The sequence below is a fragment of the Psychrobacter immobilis genome (assembly GCF_904846225.1).
GTDB classification, from domain to species: domain Bacteria; phylum Pseudomonadota; class Gammaproteobacteria; order Pseudomonadales; family Moraxellaceae; genus Psychrobacter; species Psychrobacter immobilis_F.
In genome coordinates this window covers 60,018-81,101 of record NZ_CAJGZJ010000008.1, presented here as the reverse complement: position 1 = coordinate 81,101, position 21,084 = coordinate 60,018, and the positions used below count along the sequence as shown (strand labels likewise).

Sequence of the window (21,084 nt, the reverse complement as noted above, 5' to 3'; positions counted from 1 at the left end):
TTAGTCTTACCAAAAACCGATTGATGAGTTTACGCTTTGCATCTGATGTATTTTCTTCAATCATAGTATTCTCCTAGAGGTAAACCATTTAAGCAGTCGGGCTCATGAGAGTCAATGTTTAACAGTGGTTTTTATGTCTGAGAATATTGCTCGATTGATATTCTGTTAGCATCGTGGTCGAATATCAAATATCTCTTAAACGGTATATGATATTTTAAAATATTAAAGACAGGTTGTCGTGGTTAATCAAGAGAAACCAAATAGTGAGAGGTTTAGAAAATGTCAAACCAGCCATCTGATAAAAACGTCACATTGGTCTTATTCCATAATGACTTACGGATAGCGGATAATGCCACGTTATTAAAAGCGGCTAATTTATCCAGTAATGGACGATTACTGCTCGTTTATGTATCGTCTTTGACTGATACGCTAAACAATAAAAAAGACCAGCATGCTTATCATTATGACACTATGGGTCATGCCCGCCAGCAGTTTCTGCATGAGAGCTTGGCTGACTTAAATGTTTCACTGATGCAGCTTGGTAATAGATTGCTATATCTACAGAAAAATCCGGCAGTATCAGACACCTTTATGCAGTTGAATGAGCTCATCGAGCAGCAACAGGTCACAGATATCTGCATCAGCCAAACGGCAGATTATAATCAAAATCAAGCGTATGCTCTCTTACAGAATCAGCATCCGCAAGTACATTGGCATATTCAGACAACCGCTACTTTGTTTGACGAGTTACCGCTAGAGGATTTGCCTAAAAGCTTTACGCAATTTCGTAAAAAAATTGAATCAGATTATGATTTATTGAATGCACAAACAGATATCGCTACTTGTCTAACGCCAAAATCGCTCGCGCAAATGCCTGAAAGCATGCTCAGTAAACACGAATACTTTTTTGAATCGCAATCGTCTGATGAGAGAAGGCTTGATAAGCCGTCACAGCAAGTCTCTAGTTTTAAAGGTGGTGAGTCAAATGGTCTCAAACACGTAGAGGCTTATTTTGATTCTGATGCGCCGCGTACCTACAAAACTACGCGAAATGCGCTCGATGACTGGACACATTCTACAAAGTTTTCTGCTTGGCTCGCGAATGGTGCTTTGTCTGTAAACGTGATATTGAACCGTCTGCGCCGTTATGAGCGCGATGTCATCGCAAATGGATCAACCTATTGGATATGGTTTGAGCTGCTTTGGCGCGAGTACTTTTATTGGTACGCGGTTACCCATCAACAAACGTTATTTTTGTTTAAAGGTATTGGTCAGCATATTCGCTCAACCCAGTGGGATCAAAGGCGTTTAGAGCAATGGAAAAATGGACAAACGCCATATCCCATCATCAATGCCTGTATGAATCAGTTAAACGCGACAGGATATATGTCAAACCGCGGACGGCAGCTAGTTGCGAGCTGCTTTATTCATGAACTGGGTTTAGATTGGCGTTATGGTGCGACTTATTTTGAGCAAAATCTCATTGATTATGATGTCGCTAGTAATTGGGGCAACTGGCAGTATTTAGCAGGCGTTGGGGCTGACCCAAGAGGATGCAGGCAATTTAATCTCGCCAAACAAACCCAGCAATACGATCCAAATGGTGATTTTATTCGTCAGTGGCAAGGTGAGACGCAGTAAATTGGTGAATTAATATATGATGAAATTGCTGATTAACAGTCTATATCGTCAAAATACTTTAAAAACGCCACAGTACTGCTGGTATGCATGTTTGTGTAATGAGAGTGTTGTAGCCTCTGTCTGCGCAGACGCAGTAAGCAAGAAAAATTGATAGCAGCAGTGCGTGATGTGTCGATATTACTTTTCACTGACTATAGATGGATATCAATAGACCAAACATAAGATAGGTTCATACTATGAAAAAACCCAGTCCTTATCTAACCTTTGCAGGCGCTATTCCGTTTGTGGCTTGTGCGCTCTTACTTGCTATGGATATTGATAGCATGCCTTACTTAGGGGCAACAGCTGACGTTTTAAGTGCTTATGGGCTGGTGATTGCAACATTTATGGCAGGCTCGCAGTGGGGTAATCATCTGAGCTTGGCTGATGACAATAAATGGGCTGTCAGATTGCCTTTAGTAAGTAACATGATAGCGATTGTTCTATGGTTAGGGTTTCTGATGCTATCAACCATCGGTTTTGTTTGGCTACTCATTATTGGGTTCGCCAGTATGTTGATAATTGATTATGGTCTCAATCGAGCGCGCATTATTACGCAGGATTATTTCAAAGTGAGAAACTATGTCACCGCCATAGTCGTTGTCTCTTTGCTCGCTGCTGCTATGCAGTTATAAGTGTTACTATCTGTCATTCAAAAAGGGCTACCATATTGGCAGCCCTTTTTTGTATTCACCATTTTTAACCCATTTAGATAGTATCGATTAAGTTGAAGACATGCCCTAGGCTGTTTCTAACTTTGGACGGGCTTTATCAATCGCTTTTAATAAAGCTTGTTCAAAATCACCTTCATTAAACGTCACTAAATAAGAATGGGCTGCGCAGAAATTGCGAACATCGCGCCACTCATGCGCCAGACTGCTTGCCCAATCACAATATTGTTTGCCTGCATTAGGCTCATTTTTGAGTGCTTTTTTAGTAGTAGGGTGCAATAGCAGTTCAGGCAATATGGCTTCTAGTAATTTTATCGGTGGACTCATAAAGGTATCATCCACGTGCAGGCTTTTGCTGGTAGGGTGATAGGCGAGTAATGAACCTGCATGAACCATCTCGTTGGGCGAGATATAATAGATACCTTTTGACATTGAGAACTGAAGCTCAGGATAGCGATTAGCGACCGCTTCACTTTCGACCAAATCCTCTGACCATTGTACCTTTGGCACTTTTTTATGATGGCGACTGCTGCCATAAAAGGTCGCTTGCGGGAAGTCTTCTGCCATTTGCGCGCAGTGTACGGTATGGAAGGGATGGACGTTTAAGACCGCCTCAACCTCTTGTCCGTTATTGGTCAATGCCATTACCTCATCTCGAACCTCACCTGTTAAGGCGTAACTGTCCAAAAAGATAAAGCGCCCTGATTCTAGCTTGATGAGTGAACAGTGCGCGCCAATATTTAAAATACCACCAATGCGAAATGATCCGCGTATATTCCAGAATCCTGCACCCAAATCATGTATTTTATCTGACATTAATAATTCTCCTTATTTGATTTTCTATGTATGCATTCAAAAGTAGCGGCTTCATAACTTATGACGATTGAAGCTCAAAACGAGCGCCATCAATGGCAGACAGCAATGCTGCCTCAAATCTTCCTTCGCCAAATTCAATTAAGCCTGAGTGCGCACCGCAGAAATATCGAGCATCACGCCACTTGTGTGCCAGCTCCGTTGCCCAATCGTAATACTGCTTGCTTGCGTTTTTCTCATCCTTAAGTGCTTGCTTGGTGGTCGGATGTAAACCTAAATTAGGCTGTACCTTATTAAATAGCTTAGAAGGAGGAATCTCAAAAGTATCATCAATATAGACACTTTGGCTAGCAGGATGATAAACCAACAGAGAACCTGCATGGATAGCCTCATCAGGCGAGATGTAATAAATACCTCTAGGAAGCGAAAATTCAAGCTCGGTATAACGCTCTGCAACGGCGTCACTTTCGACCAAATCTGCTGCCCAATTTATTTCTGGTATCTGTTTATGATGACGGCTACTACCATAAAAAATCGCTTGCGGAAAATCCAACGCCATTTGAGCACAGTACACAGTATGAAAGGGATGAACGTTTAACACAGCTTCGACATCTTGACCTTGATTGGTCAAATCCATGACTTGCTGACGGACATCGCCTGTCAGCGTATAACTGTCTAAAAAGATAAATCGTCCCGAGGCCAGTTTTATTAGAGCAGATTGAACCCCTATGTCAATAATATCATTTTTGACAAATGAGCCACGTATGCTCCAAAATCCTTGACCTAAATCATAAATCTCATCGTTCATTATTATTCCTTAATAGTGATTTTCTTGAATGGTTCTATTTATTAATTTTACTTATCAATAGATAGTGACTTAATATAGCAACTTGCAAGTATGGTTTTTTGAGCACGCAAAGTCTGTAATAAAAAAGATAAGATAGTGTCAAGCTCTGTTATTGCTTGATATTAAGCAAGCTGAGGTGGTAGAACCGCTCTTTAGATCAAGCGTAACAATTTTTATACAGTGATTAACAATTGAAATTTATGGTTATGAATTACAATCTAAATTTGTGCTACTGCTAGAGCTGATTACAACACACAGTTTTATGGCAGTCAGTTTTTATTACTAATATTTGTTTTGATTTTTGAGGCCAATCTATGAATTTTGTCTATAAACTCAGCACGTCAGCAATTATGGCAGCTATGCTATTAACAGGGTGCTCAAGCTTGAGTACTGGCAGCGATATGACTAAAGATGAGGCAGTACAGGTCACGCAAGTTATGCCTATTGCTCAAGTGGGTTATCGTTTTAGCGCCGCTGAAAATTTTGATATCGTCAATAAAGACAAACTGTCTTATCGTAATTTTTATGCCAAACCATCGACTGGCGCAGACGCTAAATGGTTTGATGCGGTTAAAAAAGGCGATTTAGCCACTGTTAAGTACATGGTCGCTAATGGTCAGAATTTAGAAGTGAAAGACACTGGCAATCTTGACCAAACTGCCTTGGGTTGGGCGGCATTTATTGGTTATGAAGACATGGTAGACTATTTAATCAGCCAAGGCGCTGATCTGTACGCCACCGATAAAGGCGACGTCTATAATGTCCTAAAATCTGCCGTATTGGGCAAAAATACCGCCGTTGTCAAAAAGGTTTATACGCTACTAAATGCTAAAAAACCAGTGGATCTCAATGATCAAACCCAAGAGAGCGATGGTGAAACGTTGATTATGGTTGCTGCCAGTAACAACCGTTTAGAGACGGTAAAATACTTGTTAGCAAAAGGCGCTAACCCTAATCTTGTCGCTACGACTAAAGATACAAAGCTAGGCTCGTACAACCAAGGCGCTTACTCGTATGCTTGCACCCGCGGTCATGTAGAGATGCAAAAGTTGCTAAAAGCCAATGGTGCGATCAATCATCGCACAGGTAAAGCAAGCTGCGAATAAACGCTCTACTGGGCTTAAGCGTTAACAATAAGGCTGCTACTATTGTAGTGGTCTTTTTTATGTCTCCAAAACTGTTTCATACAACACTTTGAGCACTGAGCTTATCTCTCAATGTGCTACCATAATGGGTATGTCATTAAGAGTGCTATCAATATTTTTGCTAGCTATTTCAAGCGATTATAAGTTCAAGCGATTATAAGCCCAGGCTTTTTATAGCGCTATTCCTACCACTCACGCCTAGATCAACCGCGTCTAACATAGTAAGCAGCATTGTGAAAAATAATCTTCAGAATAAGGCTCAAACCAGTAGCAGCATGCCACTAACAAACACTCCAAAACCCTCATTACAGATTCCGCAGTCTAATCCGCCTTCATGGATATTAAAAATTACGATTGGTTTGATTGGCATGTTTGCTTTTTTGCAGGTCTACTCTATTCAAGCCGTATTGCCCGTACTGATGGCAGATTTTTCTGCTACTGAGGTGCAAGTGGGTATGATTGTTGGGGCGACAGTGATGGCGATTGCCATTATGTCACCGTTTTTAGGGATGCTATCTGATGCGTTGGGTCGTAAGTCTTTTATCGTTGGCGCGCTACTATTTTTAGCAATACCCACCGCGTTAATTGCTCAAAGCCCTAGCATTGGTTGGTTGGGCTTGTTCCGATTTATGCAAGGTTTATCTGTTCCTGGCATTACGGTGGTGACCATTGCTTATATTGGTGAGGAGTTTAAAGGACGAGCGCTCACTGAGCTGATGTCATTTTATGTCTCAGGTAACGTACTTGGTGGCTTTTTGGGAAGATTTTTGCTTGGACATTTGCATGAGCTGATCGGTTGGCGGCTCGGCTATTATTTGATGGCGATGCTCACGCTTATAGGTGCGCTATGGGCATGGAAAATGCTACCAACATCGCGCTGTTTTGAAGCCAACCCAAATGTGGGATCAGCGGTGCAGACGCTGGGCGAGCATTTGACCAATCGTTACGTCGTGACGGCTTGCTTGCTTGGTGCCTGTGTTTTATTCTCGCTAGTGGGCTGCTTTACCTTTATTAATTTGCACCTTGCTAAGACGCCCTATAATTTGAGTACGGGTGCGCTTGCCAATATTTTTGCCGTGTATCTCATTGGCGTGATTATCACGCCATTATCGACCACGTTACTACGCCGATTTGGGTCGGCGAGAACGGTTCGAGTGGCGGTGATGGTATCCATGTTTGGCGTGTTATTGACTTTGGTAACGCCATTATGGGGCGTTATTGTTGGACTAGCGATTATGTCGTCGGGTGTTTTCATTACCCAAGCTGCGACCATCAGTTATATCGCTGTCAATGTGAATAAAGGCCGCTCATTGGCTTCTGGTTTGTACTATATGGGCTACTATGCTGGCGGTACGCTGGGGGCGTGGATATGCGGTATTGCCTACGCGCGTGGCGATTGGAAGCTGACGGTCTGGCTGTTATTATTTGTGCAGGTTTTGGCGCTATTAGTGGCAAGCTTTGGCATGATTAAAACCCAAAGAATGATCAAATCGCCTTCATAAAACGCGCGACTTAGTGTTTATGTGCTTAGCACAATGGGGCGCATCATGAAATCAAAAATACCGAACGCTTGCGGTTGTCGTGCTTACGTGTACGGGCTTTACATGGAAGTGTTTTTTTCTTATTATCAATAGAGATACGATGAGTTTTATTGATAGTGCTCTGATTACTAGCCCTAGTCATTATTGGTTTGAAAGAAGAATGAACAAGTTCTCAATAAAGTATTGTAGCTAGAGAGGTAATCTCTGCATTATTATTCTCATTTATACGTATAGCAATTTTCATCTATGACCAACAAGGAAGTCATGTCTATGTCAAATACTTACCAGAGTGCGCCGTCTGCCTATGATTACCCTTTATTGGTAAAGCAGTTATTGAACCGCGCCAAGACGGTATCGCAAGATCAAGAAATTGTTTATGCGGATAAAAAGCGTTTTACTTATAAAGATTTATTCAATCGTATCAATCGCCTAGCCAATGTATTAGCAGACTTGAATTTGTCTGCTGGTGATGTCGTGGCGGTAATGGATTGGGACAGTCATCGCTATCTTGAGTCTTACTTTGCCGTGCCCATGTCAGAGTATATTTTGCAGACAGTCAATATCCGTTTGTCACCAGAAAAAATTCTTTATACCATCAACCATGCTAAACCTAAAGTGTTGTTGCTCAACTCTGAGTTTGCGCCATTGGTCAAAGATTATCAGTTTGAAAACTCGAGCATCGAGCATATCATTTGGTTAGATGATAATGGCGTGACGTTTGAAGGTGTCTTTGGCGGCAACCAAAACCGCGTCATCGGTGAATATGAAGCATTAATAGAAGCGGCCGATAGTGATTTTGACTTTCCAGACTTTGATGAAAATACCATTGCCAGCACTTTTTATACCTCAGGCACCACAGGCGATCCAAAAGGCGTGTTCTTTAGCCATCGTCAGTTGGTATTGCACAGCCTAGCAGAGGCCGCTACGCTTGGTATGTTGCCTGACAAACAAGGTGTCAGTTATGGTGATGTGTATATGCCGATGACGCCGATGTTTCATGTACACGCGTGGGGGTTTCCATTTACAGCGACGATGGTTGGATTGAAGCAAGTCTATCCGGGACGCTATGCGCCTGATGCGTTGTTAGATTTGATTATCAATGAAAAAGTAAGTATTACCCATTGTGTACCCACTATTTTACAAATGGTACTCAAAGAAGCGCAGGATCGTGATGCCAATTTTAATGGTCTCAAAATGATTATTGGTGGTTCTAGACTGACTGAAGGTTTAGCAAAAACGGCCATGGCACAAGGTATCGAGGTATATACGGGCTATGGCATGTCGGAGACGGCACCACTTATTAGTCTGACAGAATTTAGCTTGAATGAGCCTGAAATGACAGCAGATGAAGATATTAATCGTCGCTGTATGGCAGGCAAGCCTGTACTAATGGTTGATGCCCAGATATGGGATACGAATAATGAATCGGTTGGTATGGGTAAAGACAATACAGGTGAGCTGGTATTGCGTGCGCCTTGGTTGACTCAAAGCTATTTTAAGAATGACGATGCAGGCAAGGAGCTGTGGGAAAATGGCTATATGCACACCCAAGATATCGCCTATATATGTCCTGATGGCTCTCTCAAAATTACGGATCGTTTAAAAGACGTGATCAAATCAGGCGGCGAATGGATTTCATCATTGGAGATTGAGACAATTTTATCATTACATCCAGCAGTAGCCGATGTGTCAGTGATTGGGGTTCGCGATAAGCAGTGGGGCGAGCGCCCATTAGCTTTGATTGTTCTCAAGCCTAATTGCCAAGACACCCATGCTGACGATATTAAAGCGATTGCTGAAAAGGCGGTAGAGCGCGGTATGATTCCTAAATATGGTGTGCCGAGTGAGTTTAGGTTCGTCGATGAATTACCAAAAACCTCTGTAGGTAAGCATGACAAAAAGGTGATGCGTGAGATGTATAGCCAGCAGAACGAAGCCTGATAGACTTAAGTGGTTCGCTGATAAGAGGTTTGAATCAATAAAAATATCAGTGGAGTGACACGCTTAACAGTTGACCTTTATCGTTAGCTCTGTTACATTTTAAACCGATACAATACGTATCGGTTTTTTACTTTTGGCACGGACAGCCAGTATTTTATGACAAAATCACTCTAATACTATTAATTAGTTTTATATTATATTGTTATTTAATAAAATCGCCTCACCACCGTTTATGCTAAGGACAGCCATTATGAGCGAGCAAGCCACCAATCAAGCTTTTGACCAAACCTCTCAAGCGTCATCCAATACCACTCAAACCTTTGCCGATATATACGACGCGTCAATCAATGATCGAGAGAATTTTTGGGCCGAGCAAGCAAAGCGTATCTATTGGCACAAAGCCCCTGAGCAAATTCTTGATGATAGCAATTTACCTTTTGCCAAATGGTATGTCGGTGGCGAGACCAATCTTTGTTATAACTGCGTTGATCGCCATCTAGAAGAACGTGCAGAACAAGATGCATTTATTTGGTTATCGTCAGAAATAAACCAAGAGTTAATCGAAACCTTTCCAGATATTACCAATGCTTTCAAAGATTTGGGCAATAACGTTGAATTTTATACGGATTATACCAAGCGCCGCTTGACCTATAACGACTTATATAAAGAAGTCAATTATTTTGCTGATGTGCTACAGCGTCACGGTATTGAGAAAGGTGATCGTGTCATCATTTACATGCCGATGATTCTAGAGGCGGCTTATGCGATGCTGGCCTGTGCGCGTATCGGTGCGGTACATTCGGTGGTATTTGGCGGTTTTGCCGCACACAATTTGGCCATTCGTATGGATGATGCCGAAGCAAAAATGGTCATTACAGTGGATGCAGGTCTGCGCGGTGGTAAAGTCATCAATTACAAAAATTTGGTCAATCAAGGGATTGAGCAAGCCACTGTAAAACCTGAGCATGTGCTCGTGGTGAATCGCGGCGTGCTGCCATTTAAACCACAAGATATAGAAGTGGACTATGCCACTGAACGTCGCCGTAGCTGTGAGGCCAATGCGGTGGTCGAGCCTGTTTGGCTGGAGTCAAATACGCCATCGTATCTGCTCTATACCTCTGGTACGACGGGTACACCAAAAGGGGTGCAGCGTGATACGGGTGGTCATGCCGTGGCGCTCACGACTTCGATGGATTATATTTATGATGGCAAAGCGGGCGAGACTTTTTGGGCAATATCAGATATCGGTTGGGCCGTTGGCCACTCTTATACAATCTATGCGCCATTGCTCGCTGGCATGACCAGTGTCATGTATGAAGGTCTGCCGCATCGTCCAAATCCGGGTATCTGGTGGCGTATCGTTGAAGCCAACAAGGTTAATATTTTATTCACCGCTCCGACCGGTGTACGTATGCTCAAAAAACAAGATGAAACGTGGATGACACGCTACGATGTATCAAGCGTCAAATCATTCTTTTTGGCAGGTGAACCGCTTGATGAATCGACAGCCAGTTGGCTGACTAAGCATTTGAACGTGCCAATTTTAGATCATTATTGGCAAACTGAATCAGGCTGGCCGATTTTGAGCAATACCCCTAAATTTAATGACAAACCCCACAAACAAGGCTCGCCTGGGTTCCCCATGTATGGCTATGATGCCCAAGTGATCAATGAAGAAACGGGTGAGCCTTGTGCTGCTGGAGAAAAGGGTTTATTGGCAATTCGCGCACCTTTGCCACCAGGGTGTTTGACGACCGTTTGGCGTAACGATAAACGCTTCATTGATAGCTACTTTAGCTTGACTGATAGCAATCAATACTCAAGCTCAGACTATGCGGTCGTTGACGAAAATGGCTATTTTCACATACTTGGGCGTACCGATGATGTGATTAACGTGGCGGGTCATCGCATAGGCACACAAGAGATTGAGGAGGCCATTAGTGGTCATCCAGAGATGGCAGAGTGCGCTGTGGTGGGTATTCAAGATGAGTTAAAAGGCGAGTTGCCTATCGCTTTTTGTGTGTTAAGAGATCACGAACAAGTGGCAACAACCGAAAATCGCTTTCGTATTGAGCAACAAGTGATTGGCGCTGTTATCAAATCCTTGGGCGGTATCGCGCGACCAGCAGCCATTTATTTCCCGCAAGCACTGCCAAAAACGCGCTCGGGCAAAATCCTACGCCGAGCTATTCGCGCTTTAGCAGAAGATAAAGACACTGGAGATATGTCAACGCTTGACAATCCAGCAGCGATTGATGCGATCAAGCAATCTATGAAGGGATACTAAAAAAGCGTTATGAAAGCGCATTAAGCCTCAATCAAACTGCACTTTTAATACGAAATAATAAGCTCATGAAAAATCATGGGCTTTTTTATTTTTCAAATTTTTAGACAAACCTTTTCTAATTGATAAAAACTCAAATAAAATTTTGATAAAGCGCTTGACCCTAAAATTGTTTTATTGTTATAGTCAATAACGATACAAAATAAATCATTTTAAATTAAGCGAATTTGATAAAAATTTATCCCTTTTAAACTCATTTACGAATACAAAGACACCGCTAAATGGTAGTCACGCACGCAAGATAAGGATATCTTATGCACCACGTAAAGCAGCTCATCAACGGTCAATTTGTCGACTCTAACACCAATGAATGGATTGACATCACCGACCCGGCCACCCAAGAAGTCATTGCCAAAGTCCCGCAAACCACGAACGACGAAATCAACCAAGCGGTCGCTGCCGCCCAAACGGCCTTTCAGACGTGGCGCAAAACACCCATTACCACACGTGCCCGTATCTTTTTAAAATATCAGTCGCTGATTCGTGAGCACATGGATGAGTTGGCAGACATACTAACCGCTGAACAGGGCAAAACCATTGCAGACGCTCGCGGTGACGTATTCCGTGGGTTAGAAGTCGTCGAACATGCAGCAGGCATTGCCAACTTGCAGATTGGCGACTTCGTTGAAAACGTCGCATCTGGCGTTGATACTTACAGTATTTGGCAGCCACTTGGTGTTTGTGCTGGTATCACACCCTTTAACTTTCCAGCAATGATTCCCCTATGGATGTTCCCCATGGCGATTGCCACGGGCAACACCTTTATCCTCAAACCTTCCGAACAAGATCCCATGGTCACCATGCGTTTGGTAGAGCTTGCCGTAGAAGCGGGCGTACCTGAAGGCGTGCTAAACGTCGTCCATGGCGGAAAAGCGACCGTCGATGCTATCTGTGATCATCCAGATATCAAAGCCGTCTCATTTGTCGGCTCTACCGCCGTTGGTCATCATGTCTATGAACGTGCGAGCAAATCAGGCAAACGTGCCCAGTGTATGATGGGTGCCAAAAACCATGGTGTGATCTTACCGGATGCCAACAAAGAACAAACGCTCAATCAGCTAGCGGGTGCCGCCTTTGGTGCTGCGGGTCAACGCTGTATGGCATTGTCAGTGGTCGTGTTGGTCGGTGCTGCTGGTGACTGGATTGACGAGATTAAAGCCAAAGCAGAAGGATTAATCGTCTCAGCTGGCAAACATGATAAAGACTTAGGCCCACTCATCTCTCCTGCCGCAAAAGCCCGTGTTGAGCATTTGATTGGTACTGGCGTAGAAGAAGGGGCGAGCTTATTACTTGACGGCCGCGGTATCACCGTTGAAGGGTTTGAGAAAGGCAACTTCGTTGGCCCAACCATCTTTGACAACGTCACAAGTGATATGCAAATCTATAAAGAAGAAATCTTTGGCCCAGTACTATGTATCATGCGTGCAGCCAGCCTTGATGAAGCGATAGAGCTGCTCAATGCCAATCCACATGGCAATGGTACGGCGATTTTTACTCAATCGGGCGCAGCGGCGCACAAATTCCAACAAGATATTATGGTTGGTCAAATCGGTATTAACTTACCCATTCCTGTACCATTACCGATGTTCTCATTCTCAGGCTCACGTGCGAGTAAGCTTGGCGCTCTTGGCCCTTATGGCAAGCAAGCGGTACAGTTCTATACTCAAACCAAGACTGTGACTGCGCGCTGGTTCGATGATGAGGCGAGCCGCGGTGTGAATACTACTATTTCAATTTAATTATTGATTTATTATATAGTCAGGACAATATAAAAGAGATACAACGGGACTGGGATAAATTTTTTGTAGCTTTTGTCTGCTAGCCACAGCAAGTTAGGAAAATTGTCCCAGTCACGCAATATGCGTCATACATTAATTTTTCTGACTGTTATTTTGCAGTAGAATTTTCTTATCGTTATACCACTTTTATAATCAAACGATGACGCATCAAATCTTATTCACCATATTTGCTATAAATGCATAAGGATGACCCCATGGATTTTTCATTAACGGACGATCAAGTTGCTTTTAGGCAGACCGCTAGGCAGTTTGCACAAAAAGAGCTGAAGCCAAACGCAGCAGAATGGGATCGTACATCGCATTTCCCCGTTGATATCATCAAAAAGTCAGGCGAGCTTGGCTTTTTAGGGCTTTATACCAATCCAGAATACGATGGTTTGGGGCTGCCACGTTTAGATTCAGCGATGATTTTTGAAGAGTTAGCATGGGGTGATACCTCTGTTGCCGCTTATATGAGCATTCATAATATGGCTGGTTGGATGATTGGTGAGTACGGCGACGATGCTTTATGCAAGAAATATCTGCCGAATATGGTCAGTGGTGAATGGCTTGGTAGCTACTGTTTAACGGAGCCGAATGCTGGTTCTGATGCCGCTTCTCTACGGACCAAAGCGGACAAGCAAGGCGACCATTATGTACTTAATGGCGAAAAAACCTTTATATCAGGCGCAGGCTCAACCGATGTGCTTGTGGTGATGGCGCGTACGGGCGGTGCAGGGCCAAAAGGTATCTCAGCATTTGTTGTTGATGCCAATAGCGCGGGTATCGAATACGGCAAAAATGAACATAAAATGGGCTGGAAAGCGCAGCCAACGCGAACGATTAGTTTCAAAGACGTCAAAGTACCCGCAGAAAACCTAATAGGCGAGGAAGGTCAGGGCTTTCGTATTGCTATGAAAGGCTTGGATGGCGGACGCATAAATATCGGAATTTGCGCAGTTGGTACCGCGCAGTCAGCGTTAGAAACAGCGACCAATTATGTCCAAGAGCGCAGCCAATTTGGTAGTCCAATTGCCAGCTTACAATCCGTACAGTTCAAACTTGCGGATATGCTCACTCAAACCATTACGGCACGGCAAATGCTCTATCTAGCAGCCAATAAAGTTGATAACAAGGATGCTCAAGCCTCTACCTACTGCGCAATGGCAAAACGCTTATCGACAGATCTTTGTTTCGATGTTGCCAATGAAGCGTTACAGTTGCATGGCGGCTATGGTTATCTGAATGAATACCCACTTGAGCGCCATGTACGAGATTTACGTGTCCACCAGATATTAGAAGGCACCAATGAAATCATGCGCGTAATTGTATCGCGTCAGCTGCTACAAGATGATGCGCTGAGCCAGCTACGTTAATATATCTGTATTATTTAACTAGGGCATGTCATCCATTAGCACACTTAATCATTTAGTGGTCTTAAAATGGCTAAACTTTGCCAAACATCGTCAAATAACTGGTTAATATCTCGATATTATCTGCGTTATTTTCCTTGTTTGACTGCAATTTATCTTATTTTTATCACCATTTTCAGATTGAGGACACGCCCTAGATGCCAATCATACTTAATAAATAAAGCCATGTTAAGACAAGGATGTTTTATGACGGATTATACCAATCTTAAACTATCAATTGATAATCATACTGCTATCGTAACATTGAACAATCCGCCTGCCCATACGTGGACAATGGACAGTCTACGGGCGTTTAAACAGTTGATCGCTGACCTTAATGCGACGAATGACATCTACGCCTTAATCATTCATGGTGATGGCGAAAAGTTCTTTTCAGCAGGCGCGGATCTCAATAATTTTTCAGACGGTGACAAAGGTCATGCCATCAGTATGGCCATTGCTTTTGGCGAAGCCTTTGAAGCATTGTCAGCCTATCGAGGCGTCAGTATCGCTGTTATCAACGGCTATGCAATGGGCGGCGGTCTTGAGTGTGCACTTGCCTGTGATATTCGTATCGCAGAAGCGCATGCGCAGATGGCATTGCCAGAGACGGGAGTAGGTCTGTTACCTTGTGCAGGCGGCACGCAAAATCTAACAGCTTTAGTGGGTGAAGGTTGGGCAAAGCGTATGATATTGTGCGGTGAGCGTGTCGATGCTGACACCGCATTGCGTATCGGCTTGGTTGAAGAAGTCGCTACAAAAGGGGAGGGTCTCGCAGCTGCAAAAGCGTTAGCACAAAAAGTCGCTAAACAGTCACCTGTGGCCGTCAGTTACTCTAAGAAACTCATTCAAGCGGCTAGAAACACACCACCTGCGCAAAATCTCATACACGAGCGTGAAGCCTTCGTCAAATTATTCGATACCAAGGATCAGCGTGAAGGCGTGCAAGCTTTTTTAGAGAAGCGTCAACCCAATTGGCAAAATAAATAAAGCCTATTGCCTTATTTTTTAAGCATAATTTTCTAAACATAATATTTTTTCATTTATTTTTTGTGGGTCACTTTTATGACAGTAACTATAGATGATACAGCGCAAGACGCGCCTGTACTGTTCGATACCGAGCTGACAGATTGCGGGCATCTGATCGGGATAATGACGTTAAATATGCCCAAATCTCTAAATGCCTTGAGCGTTGAGATGTGTCAATTATTGTCAAAGCAGCTAGAGCAGTGGCAAGCTAATGATCAAGTAGTGGCACTAGTGCTAAAAGGCGCAGGTGATAAAGCGTTCTGTGCTGGCGGTGATATTCGTAAATTATATGACAGTATGTCCACCAGTGCGCCGATTCCGAACCCTTATGCCACAGAATTTTTTGGTAATGAATACAACCTATATCGACAAATGCATTTTTATACCAAACCATTAATACTGTGGGGTGATGGCATTATCATGGGCGGCGGTATGGGACTCATGGCGGGTTGCAGTCACCGTTTGGTCACTGAACGTACGCGTTTTGCGATGCCTGAGGTGACTATTGGGTTGTTTCCTGATGCCTCTGGTAGTTGGTTTTTGCAGCGGATGCCAGCCAAGATAGGTCTGTTTTTAGGACTGACTGGTACGATGTGTAATGGTAGTGATGCGCTATTGGTCAATCTTGCAGAATATGCAGTCGCCAGTAGTGACTACGATGCCATCATCCAGCGTTTAAAACAGAGTGGTTGGCAAGGGGCAGCTGATAACACGGATAAATGTCACAACAATAGCGCTCACAGTATCGTCAGCCGTGCACTTGCTGCACAACCAGTGACTGATTTACCTGATAGTAAGTTGGCGACCTACTGGCGTCCTATTCAGCAGTTGATGAATAATGGTGGCTTAGGAGATATTGATGCATTATTACAAAGTGATGAGGCGCTCGCACAACTAGATACAGACTTTGCGCAAGACAGCTGGACACAGCGAGCCGTTGCCACTTATCGTCATGGCTGTCCTACGACTGCTGCTTTGACCTATGCGCTTTATCATAAAGTCACCGACCTATCGATAGAACAAGTTTTATATTTAGAGACAAATGTGGCGGTGCATTGTGCCGCCAATCCTGATTTTAAGGAAGGGGTGCGGGCATTGTTGATTGATAAAGATCGCAGCCCGCAGTGGTCACGCTCATTAGCAGATTGTTTGAGCCTCGAAGGGCAAGCGTATATCCAACAGCATTTTATTAATCCTTATGCTAAGGGAGAGCATCCTTTAGAGAGTTGGTTGAGTGATAAGGCCTTGGGCAATGAGCTTGTGCGCTAAAGATTTGATTTACTGGTTTAGAATAATTATTAGATAAAATTAGACTCAAAAAATAATGACAAACTGTGTGTAGCACTATCTACATGAGCAATCATCAAGGAGCGATGAGATGAGTACAGAAAATACAAGTGCGACTAATAAAGATGACAATAATGCTACCAAGCCAAACATAGCCTTTATTGGACTGGGTAATATGGGCGCACCAATGGCAGAGAACTTGTTAAAGGCAGGTTATGCGCTGTGTGTCTATGATTTATCTGAAGCGGCGACTCAGCGCTTACAGCAAGCAGGGGCAAGGGTTGCAGATAACCCTAAAGACGCTACGAGTGACGCCCAAGTTGTTATCAGTATGTTGCCTGCTGGCAAGCACGTCCATGCTGTTTACTTGGGTGAGAATGGCTCTAACGGCTTGCTGACAGAATTGCCTAAAGGCACGCTAGTCATCGATAGCAGTACGATAGCCGCTGCTGATGCAACCACGGTAGCCGATGCGGCGACTAAGCTTGGTATAGACTTCTTGGATGCGCCAGTTTCTGGTGGTACAGGCGGTGCAATCGCTGGCAGTTTGACTTTCATCGTTGGTGGTAGTGATGCAGCCTTTGCCAAAGCTGAGCCAATACTAGCGGTGATGGGCAAAAATATTTTTCATGCAGGCGATCAGGGTGCAGGGCAAGTGGCGAAGATTTGCAATAACATGCTGCTGGGTATTCTCATGGCTGGAACGGCAGAAGCCATTAATCTAGGGGTCAAAAACGGTTTAGACCCCAAAGTACTATCGGATATTATGTTACAAAGCTCAGGTCGTAACTGGACGTTAGAGGTCTATAATCCTTATCCGCAAGTCATGGAAAATGTTCCTTCTAGCAATGGCTATCAAGGTGGATTTATGAGTAAGCTAATGCAAAAAGACCTCAATCTCGCGATGCAAACGGCTCAGGATACCAATGTTGACACGCCAATGGGTGCTAAAGCGGCCGAGCTTTATGAGGCTCATGCTGTAGAGAACGGCGATAAGGATTTTTCAAGCATTATGGGTCGTCACGATAGTTCAGTGCTGTCCTAATATTCCTTCTTCATATGAAGTGGATTACTATTAATTTGACTGCGTGCTAGCAATCATGGCAAATATTAAACTGGTAAGGAAGTAAAAAAGTCTGCACTACTATAATAGTGCAGACTTTTTTTGTTTTTTAATGCCTGATTTTTTAATGCTTGTTTTTTAGCTTTGCAGGTCGTAGACGAGAGTCTGAATATCCTGCGCTGCTTGCTGCAAACGTGGCGCATGTGTTAATAACTCATCCAACGACACACGTATGGTTGGTGCATGAAGGTATAGAGAAGCTAGATAGCGCGATTTTTTATCCAATATCGGTACCGATATGGCTACCATCTCAGAGATGAACTCTTCGTTGTCTATACCGATACCAGTTATAGCAATGCGATCAAGCTCAGCATTTAACGCATCAATATCCGTAATAGTGTTTTTGGTAAATTTAGCCAGTGGTAAACCTTGCAAGATTTTATGTCGACTGGTCGCAGATAGCTGGCTTAGATATAGCTTGCCTGTTGCGGTACACCACATCGGTGATTTCGCGCCTACAGGTAAATAGATTTGTAGTGGCAAGCTCGTTTGCGCACGGTTAGTGTAGATCATGTTCATATGATAAGGGACACCAATGCCACAGGTCTCTTTAAGCTCATCAACCAGCTGTTGCAAAATCATTTGTCGTTCATTAAAAAATAGCCGCTGTTGCCAAAGCTCGACACTTAGGTTACGCACCCGTTTACCAGGAATGATGCCACCACTAATATCAACGGTCAAATATCCTTCATCAACCAAATTCTGAATCAATCTATGAATGGTTGGCTTAGGGATATCTAGTTCTTGAGACAATTCAAGTGGAGAGAGAGGTTTGGAAGCATAAGACACCGCCTCTATGATCTCTAACACACGCGTAATCGACGATACTTTAGGCATATATATGGCTCAATAGTAATTAAAAGAATAAAGCAAGAAATAGGATACTACTTTTATAAGTGAAATAAATTTGAAGTTTGGCGATACCTGTCTCATTAACTGTAATTTAGCATAATCTGAGCGGCTGTAATATATAAGCACAGACAATATAGTCACATGATATAGGAATATCTATAAAAAATGCCTATGTGTCTGAAAGTGTCTAAAACGTTGACTATTAGAAATAATGGCTACGTTAACTCACAAAACACAACAAACAGTATTATTATGCTATATAAATGTCATTGAGTTGATTAAGAAGGTAAGTCATTATACTGAAATACTTTGTAATACCTTTACATGAACATTAAGCTAATCAATATTCATGTCTTGGCTGTTTAGTTACTTTAAGAGTATTGTGTAACAGAAAACCGAAGTTTTGCAGTTTCGTGTAGTAATTATTACAATATCCATGCAATCTTTACATAACGGCAAATAAAAAGAGCGCATTTAGGGGTGACTTTTTGTGCCAAAATTGTTTTAATCTGCCCAACAAAATGATTGATTTAAAAAAGCTAAATTGTCATTTTTTATGGGCGAGTTATTCCACACTTTAGGAGAGTATTTATGAAACTTATTAAATTAACAGCAATTTCTGCTGCCGTTTTAGCGTCAACTGTTGCACTAGCAGCCGAACCTGTTATCGTTGTTGATGGTAACAATGCTACAGCGTATGAAGCTGAACCTGCTGTAGTTTATGAAGCTGAGCCAGTTGCAATGGGTTATGAAGCACAGCCTACTGGCTATGCATACAATGCTGATGCTGGTGTGGTACGTAACACTACTGGTGCAATTTTTGGTGGCACTAAAACTTTGTTCCAAACTGCTATTCATCCAGCAGCTGTTAGTGCTGAAGTTGGTACTTTAGGTTATGGCGCTAACGTTGCTTGGGCAATGAATGACAAAACTGAATTACAAGCTGGTTGGGCAGGTGGCGATTCAGCTGACCTTTTCGGCGGCGACTTTGATGCTGATGATGTTAACTATGACGTAGATTCAGATTTCAGCAACCCGTACCTAGGTGTTCAGTACCGTCCTGTAGCCAACTGGTTTACAATGGGTGCTGGTATCATCGTACCTGACAACGATATCGATGTAACTGCTAATTCTAAAGGTGGCACTTACAAGATAAACGATGTTTCATACAATGCAGACGATGTAGGTACACTACAAGGCACGTTGGAACACCGTAACAAGCTAGCTCCTTATGGTACTATCGGCTTCCGCCCTAACATCAACAATCATTGGGGTGTTTTCGGTGAAATCGGTGCAGCATACATGGGTAAAACTGATGCGACTGTTAATGCAAAAAATCCAGGAAAGTTAGTAGACATTTCTAATGGTCAAACTGATGTACCTTCTGGTTTAAATGCTGGTCAGGTTGCTAAGCTTGCTGAACAAGAACTTGAAAACAAAGACTACTTAGAGTGGTTCCCAATCGTTAAACTTGGTGCAACTTACCGTTTCTAATCTAATCACAGTTTAATTACTGTATTAGAAGAATAGTAAGCTCATAAAAAACGACCCTTTTTAGGGTCGTTTTTTTGTCTGCAATAAAGTGAAATTTTTCTAAAATAAAAAACAGTTACTGTTTGGAACTAGGGTGTGTCCTCAATCTGAAAATGGTGATAAAAATAAGATAAATGGCAGCCAAACAAGGAAAATAGTGCAGATAATATCAAGATATTGACTAGCTATTTGACGTAGTTTGGCAAGATTTAGCTATTTTTAGCCCATTTAGTCGCTTTTGTTCAGATTGAGGACACGCCCTAAGATATTTACAAGGTTTTTAATAAACCACCACAGTCTGTTGAATGGGCAAGAATGCGATATGGTAATCGGACTGACGATTGGCTATGACGACTACAGGGGAAGGGTCTCTTAGGGCATCAAGCAAATCAGTTATAAGATAAGCATAGTCCATACCCAAGCCTTGTGCCAAGGTATATTGACGAATCTTGATAAAGCTTTCTTTTATTTGCCACAGTAGCTTGATAATAATGTCACGTTGGGTCGTTGGTAGTGACTGTATGGCAGAGATTTCATTGTCTGAATAAAAGCGCTGCGCCACTTTCCAAGCAACGTTGTTATTTTCTATATCGATACCAGCAGAGCGATGATGACTAATAATCACGGCAACATTACTATTTAAAGACTTATCATTAGGCCCTGTATGACTAAAGCATACGTAATACTTATTATTAATAAGCCGATAGGGAAAGTTTGATTCATCTAACGTATCACTGATCTCTAGCTCACTGATTAATGCTTGTAACAATAATCGGACACCCGTGCGCTGTAGCTGACGTTGATTATGAGCGATTTTACGTGCCGACAAAGTGACAGGTGCAGTGTAGTATTGCCAATTAAGAGCACAAAACTTATTAGGTGCTATGGGCGGTATATTAAAAACTGATAACCGTGACCATGATGCTTTATCCCATAATGTGTCAAAACTTAAGCATAGCGATTCCCTTACTTGTGCAGTGGCGCACCATGTCATAGTGTCGAGCTGAGTATATGAGAGATGAGTTAAGTGTATGTCTGCTATCATTGATGGTATCGATTGTTATTGGTTGGCTCAGTAAAACATAAAA

At 42.8% G+C, this 21,084-nt stretch carries 16 protein-coding genes; 12 read left to right on the top strand and 4 right to left on the bottom strand.

What is annotated here, in order from left to right; all coding sequences use genetic code 11:
- The first annotated feature begins 279 nt into the window (after positions 1-279).
- Complete coding sequence (locus JMX48_RS07610) at positions 280-1,641, top strand: DASH family cryptochrome (RefSeq protein WP_201536245.1); 1,362 nt, start codon at positions 280-282, stop codon at positions 1,639-1,641.
- Positions 1,642-1,877: 236 nt separating this feature from the next.
- A complete protein-coding gene (locus tag JMX48_RS07605; protein ID WP_201536242.1) occupies positions 1,878-2,315 on the top strand; it encodes a DUF3429 domain-containing protein in 438 nt (145 codons plus the stop codon).
- 105 nt (positions 2,316-2,420) lie between these two features.
- Here JMX48_RS07605 and JMX48_RS07600 read toward each other — a convergent pair whose 3' ends face one another.
- A complete protein-coding gene (locus JMX48_RS07600; protein WP_201536239.1) occupies positions 2,421-3,167 on the bottom strand; it encodes a hypothetical protein in 747 nt (248 codons plus the stop codon).
- A gap of 58 nt (positions 3,168-3,225) precedes the next feature.
- On the bottom strand, positions 3,226-3,972 hold the full coding sequence (locus tag JMX48_RS07595; RefSeq protein WP_201536235.1) for a hypothetical protein: 747 nt from the start codon (positions 3,970-3,972) through the stop codon (positions 3,226-3,228).
- A gap of 353 nt (positions 3,973-4,325) precedes the next feature.
- Here JMX48_RS07595 and JMX48_RS07590 point away from each other — a divergent pair, with 353 nt between their 5' ends.
- From JMX48_RS07590 to mmsB, 9 genes are all read left to right on the top strand, one after another.
- Positions 4,326-5,117 carry an ankyrin repeat domain-containing protein gene (locus tag JMX48_RS07590; RefSeq protein ID WP_201536233.1) on the top strand — a complete coding sequence of 264 codons (792 nt, stop codon included), beginning with the start codon at positions 4,326-4,328 and terminating at the stop codon, positions 5,115-5,117.
- Between the two features lie 314 nt (positions 5,118-5,431).
- Positions 5,432-6,658: an MFS transporter gene (locus JMX48_RS07585; protein WP_201536299.1), complete on the top strand. Its 1,227-nt coding sequence runs from the start codon at positions 5,432-5,434 to the stop codon at positions 6,656-6,658.
- A gap of 309 nt (positions 6,659-6,967) precedes the next feature.
- Entirely contained in the window at positions 6,968-8,638 is a 1,671-nt protein-coding gene (locus JMX48_RS07580; protein WP_201536231.1) for a fatty acid--CoA ligase, read from the top strand.
- Between the two features lie 250 nt (positions 8,639-8,888).
- Positions 8,889-10,925 (top strand): propionate--CoA ligase, encoded by a 2,037-nt coding sequence (locus JMX48_RS07575; protein ID WP_201536229.1) that lies wholly within the window; start codon positions 8,889-8,891, stop codon positions 10,923-10,925.
- 311 nt (positions 10,926-11,236) lie between these two features.
- A complete protein-coding gene (locus JMX48_RS07570; protein WP_201536227.1) occupies positions 11,237-12,721 on the top strand; it encodes a CoA-acylating methylmalonate-semialdehyde dehydrogenase in 1,485 nt (494 codons plus the stop codon).
- 254 nt (positions 12,722-12,975) lie between these two features.
- Positions 12,976-14,136 carry an acyl-CoA dehydrogenase family protein gene (locus JMX48_RS07565; protein ID WP_201536225.1) on the top strand — a complete coding sequence of 387 codons (1,161 nt, stop codon included), beginning with the start codon at positions 12,976-12,978 and terminating at the stop codon, positions 14,134-14,136.
- 243 nt (positions 14,137-14,379) lie between these two features.
- Positions 14,380-15,162 carry an enoyl-CoA hydratase gene (locus JMX48_RS07560; protein ID WP_201536223.1) on the top strand — a complete coding sequence of 261 codons (783 nt, stop codon included), beginning with the start codon at positions 14,380-14,382 and terminating at the stop codon, positions 15,160-15,162.
- Positions 15,163-15,237: 75 nt separating this feature from the next.
- Positions 15,238-16,470 (top strand): enoyl-CoA hydratase/isomerase family protein, encoded by a 1,233-nt coding sequence (locus JMX48_RS07555; RefSeq protein ID WP_201536220.1) that lies wholly within the window; start codon positions 15,238-15,240, stop codon positions 16,468-16,470.
- A 109-nt stretch (positions 16,471-16,579) separates the two neighbouring features.
- On the top strand, positions 16,580-17,533 hold the full coding sequence (gene mmsB / locus JMX48_RS07550) for a 3-hydroxyisobutyrate dehydrogenase (protein ID WP_201536217.1): 954 nt from the start codon (positions 16,580-16,582) through the stop codon (positions 17,531-17,533).
- A gap of 156 nt (positions 17,534-17,689) precedes the next feature.
- Here the strand turns inward: mmsB and JMX48_RS07545 are convergent, their stop codons facing one another.
- Complete coding sequence (locus tag JMX48_RS07545) at positions 17,690-18,448, bottom strand: IclR family transcriptional regulator (RefSeq protein WP_201536214.1); 759 nt, start codon at positions 18,446-18,448, stop codon at positions 17,690-17,692.
- A 606-nt stretch (positions 18,449-19,054) separates the two neighbouring features.
- Between JMX48_RS07545 and JMX48_RS07540 the strand changes: the two genes are divergently transcribed.
- Positions 19,055-19,957, top strand: a complete 903-nt coding sequence (locus tag JMX48_RS07540) for a hypothetical protein (protein WP_201536211.1) — start codon at positions 19,055-19,057, stop codon at positions 19,955-19,957.
- Between the two features lie 319 nt (positions 19,958-20,276).
- On the opposite strand, the gene JMX48_RS07535 is transcribed toward JMX48_RS07540, so the two are convergent.
- Positions 20,277-20,990: a 4'-phosphopantetheinyl transferase family protein gene (locus JMX48_RS07535; protein WP_201536208.1), complete on the bottom strand. Its 714-nt coding sequence runs from the start codon at positions 20,988-20,990 to the stop codon at positions 20,277-20,279.
- Positions 20,991-21,084: the final 94 nt, after the last annotated feature.

What these genes read in the sequence shown, in the direction of transcription:
- JMX48_RS07610 (WP_201536245.1), top strand. Translation starts at nt 280, where the DNA reads ATGTCAAACCAGCCATCTGATAAAAACGTCACATTGGTCTTATTCCAT.
- JMX48_RS07605 (WP_201536242.1), top strand. Translation starts at nt 1,878, where the DNA reads ATGAAAAAACCCAGTCCTTATCTAACCTTTGCAGGCGCTATTCCGTTT.
- JMX48_RS07600 (WP_201536239.1), bottom strand. Translation starts at nt 3,167, where the DNA reads ATGTCAGATAAAATACATGATTTGGGTGCAGGATTCTGGAATATACGC.
- JMX48_RS07595 (WP_201536235.1), bottom strand. Translation starts at nt 3,972, where the DNA reads ATGAACGATGAGATTTATGATTTAGGTCAAGGATTTTGGAGCATACGT.
- JMX48_RS07590 (WP_201536233.1), top strand. Translation starts at nt 4,326, where the DNA reads ATGAATTTTGTCTATAAACTCAGCACGTCAGCAATTATGGCAGCTATG.
- JMX48_RS07585 (WP_201536299.1), top strand. Translation starts at nt 5,432, where the DNA reads ATGCCACTAACAAACACTCCAAAACCCTCATTACAGATTCCGCAGTCT.
- JMX48_RS07580 (WP_201536231.1), top strand. Translation starts at nt 6,968, where the DNA reads ATGTCAAATACTTACCAGAGTGCGCCGTCTGCCTATGATTACCCTTTA.
- JMX48_RS07575 (WP_201536229.1), top strand. Translation starts at nt 8,889, where the DNA reads ATGAGCGAGCAAGCCACCAATCAAGCTTTTGACCAAACCTCTCAAGCG.
- JMX48_RS07570 (WP_201536227.1), top strand. Translation starts at nt 11,237, where the DNA reads ATGCACCACGTAAAGCAGCTCATCAACGGTCAATTTGTCGACTCTAAC.
- JMX48_RS07565 (WP_201536225.1), top strand. Translation starts at nt 12,976, where the DNA reads ATGGATTTTTCATTAACGGACGATCAAGTTGCTTTTAGGCAGACCGCT.
- JMX48_RS07560 (WP_201536223.1), top strand. Translation starts at nt 14,380, where the DNA reads ATGACGGATTATACCAATCTTAAACTATCAATTGATAATCATACTGCT.
- JMX48_RS07555 (WP_201536220.1), top strand. Translation starts at nt 15,238, where the DNA reads ATGACAGTAACTATAGATGATACAGCGCAAGACGCGCCTGTACTGTTC.
- mmsB (WP_201536217.1), top strand. Translation starts at nt 16,580, where the DNA reads ATGAGTACAGAAAATACAAGTGCGACTAATAAAGATGACAATAATGCT.
- JMX48_RS07545 (WP_201536214.1), bottom strand. Translation starts at nt 18,448, where the DNA reads ATGCCTAAAGTATCGTCGATTACGCGTGTGTTAGAGATCATAGAGGCG.
- JMX48_RS07540 (WP_201536211.1), top strand. Translation starts at nt 19,055, where the DNA reads ATGAAACTTATTAAATTAACAGCAATTTCTGCTGCCGTTTTAGCGTCA.
- JMX48_RS07535 (WP_201536208.1), bottom strand. Translation starts at nt 20,990, where the DNA reads ATGACATGGTGCGCCACTGCACAAGTAAGGGAATCGCTATGCTTAAGT.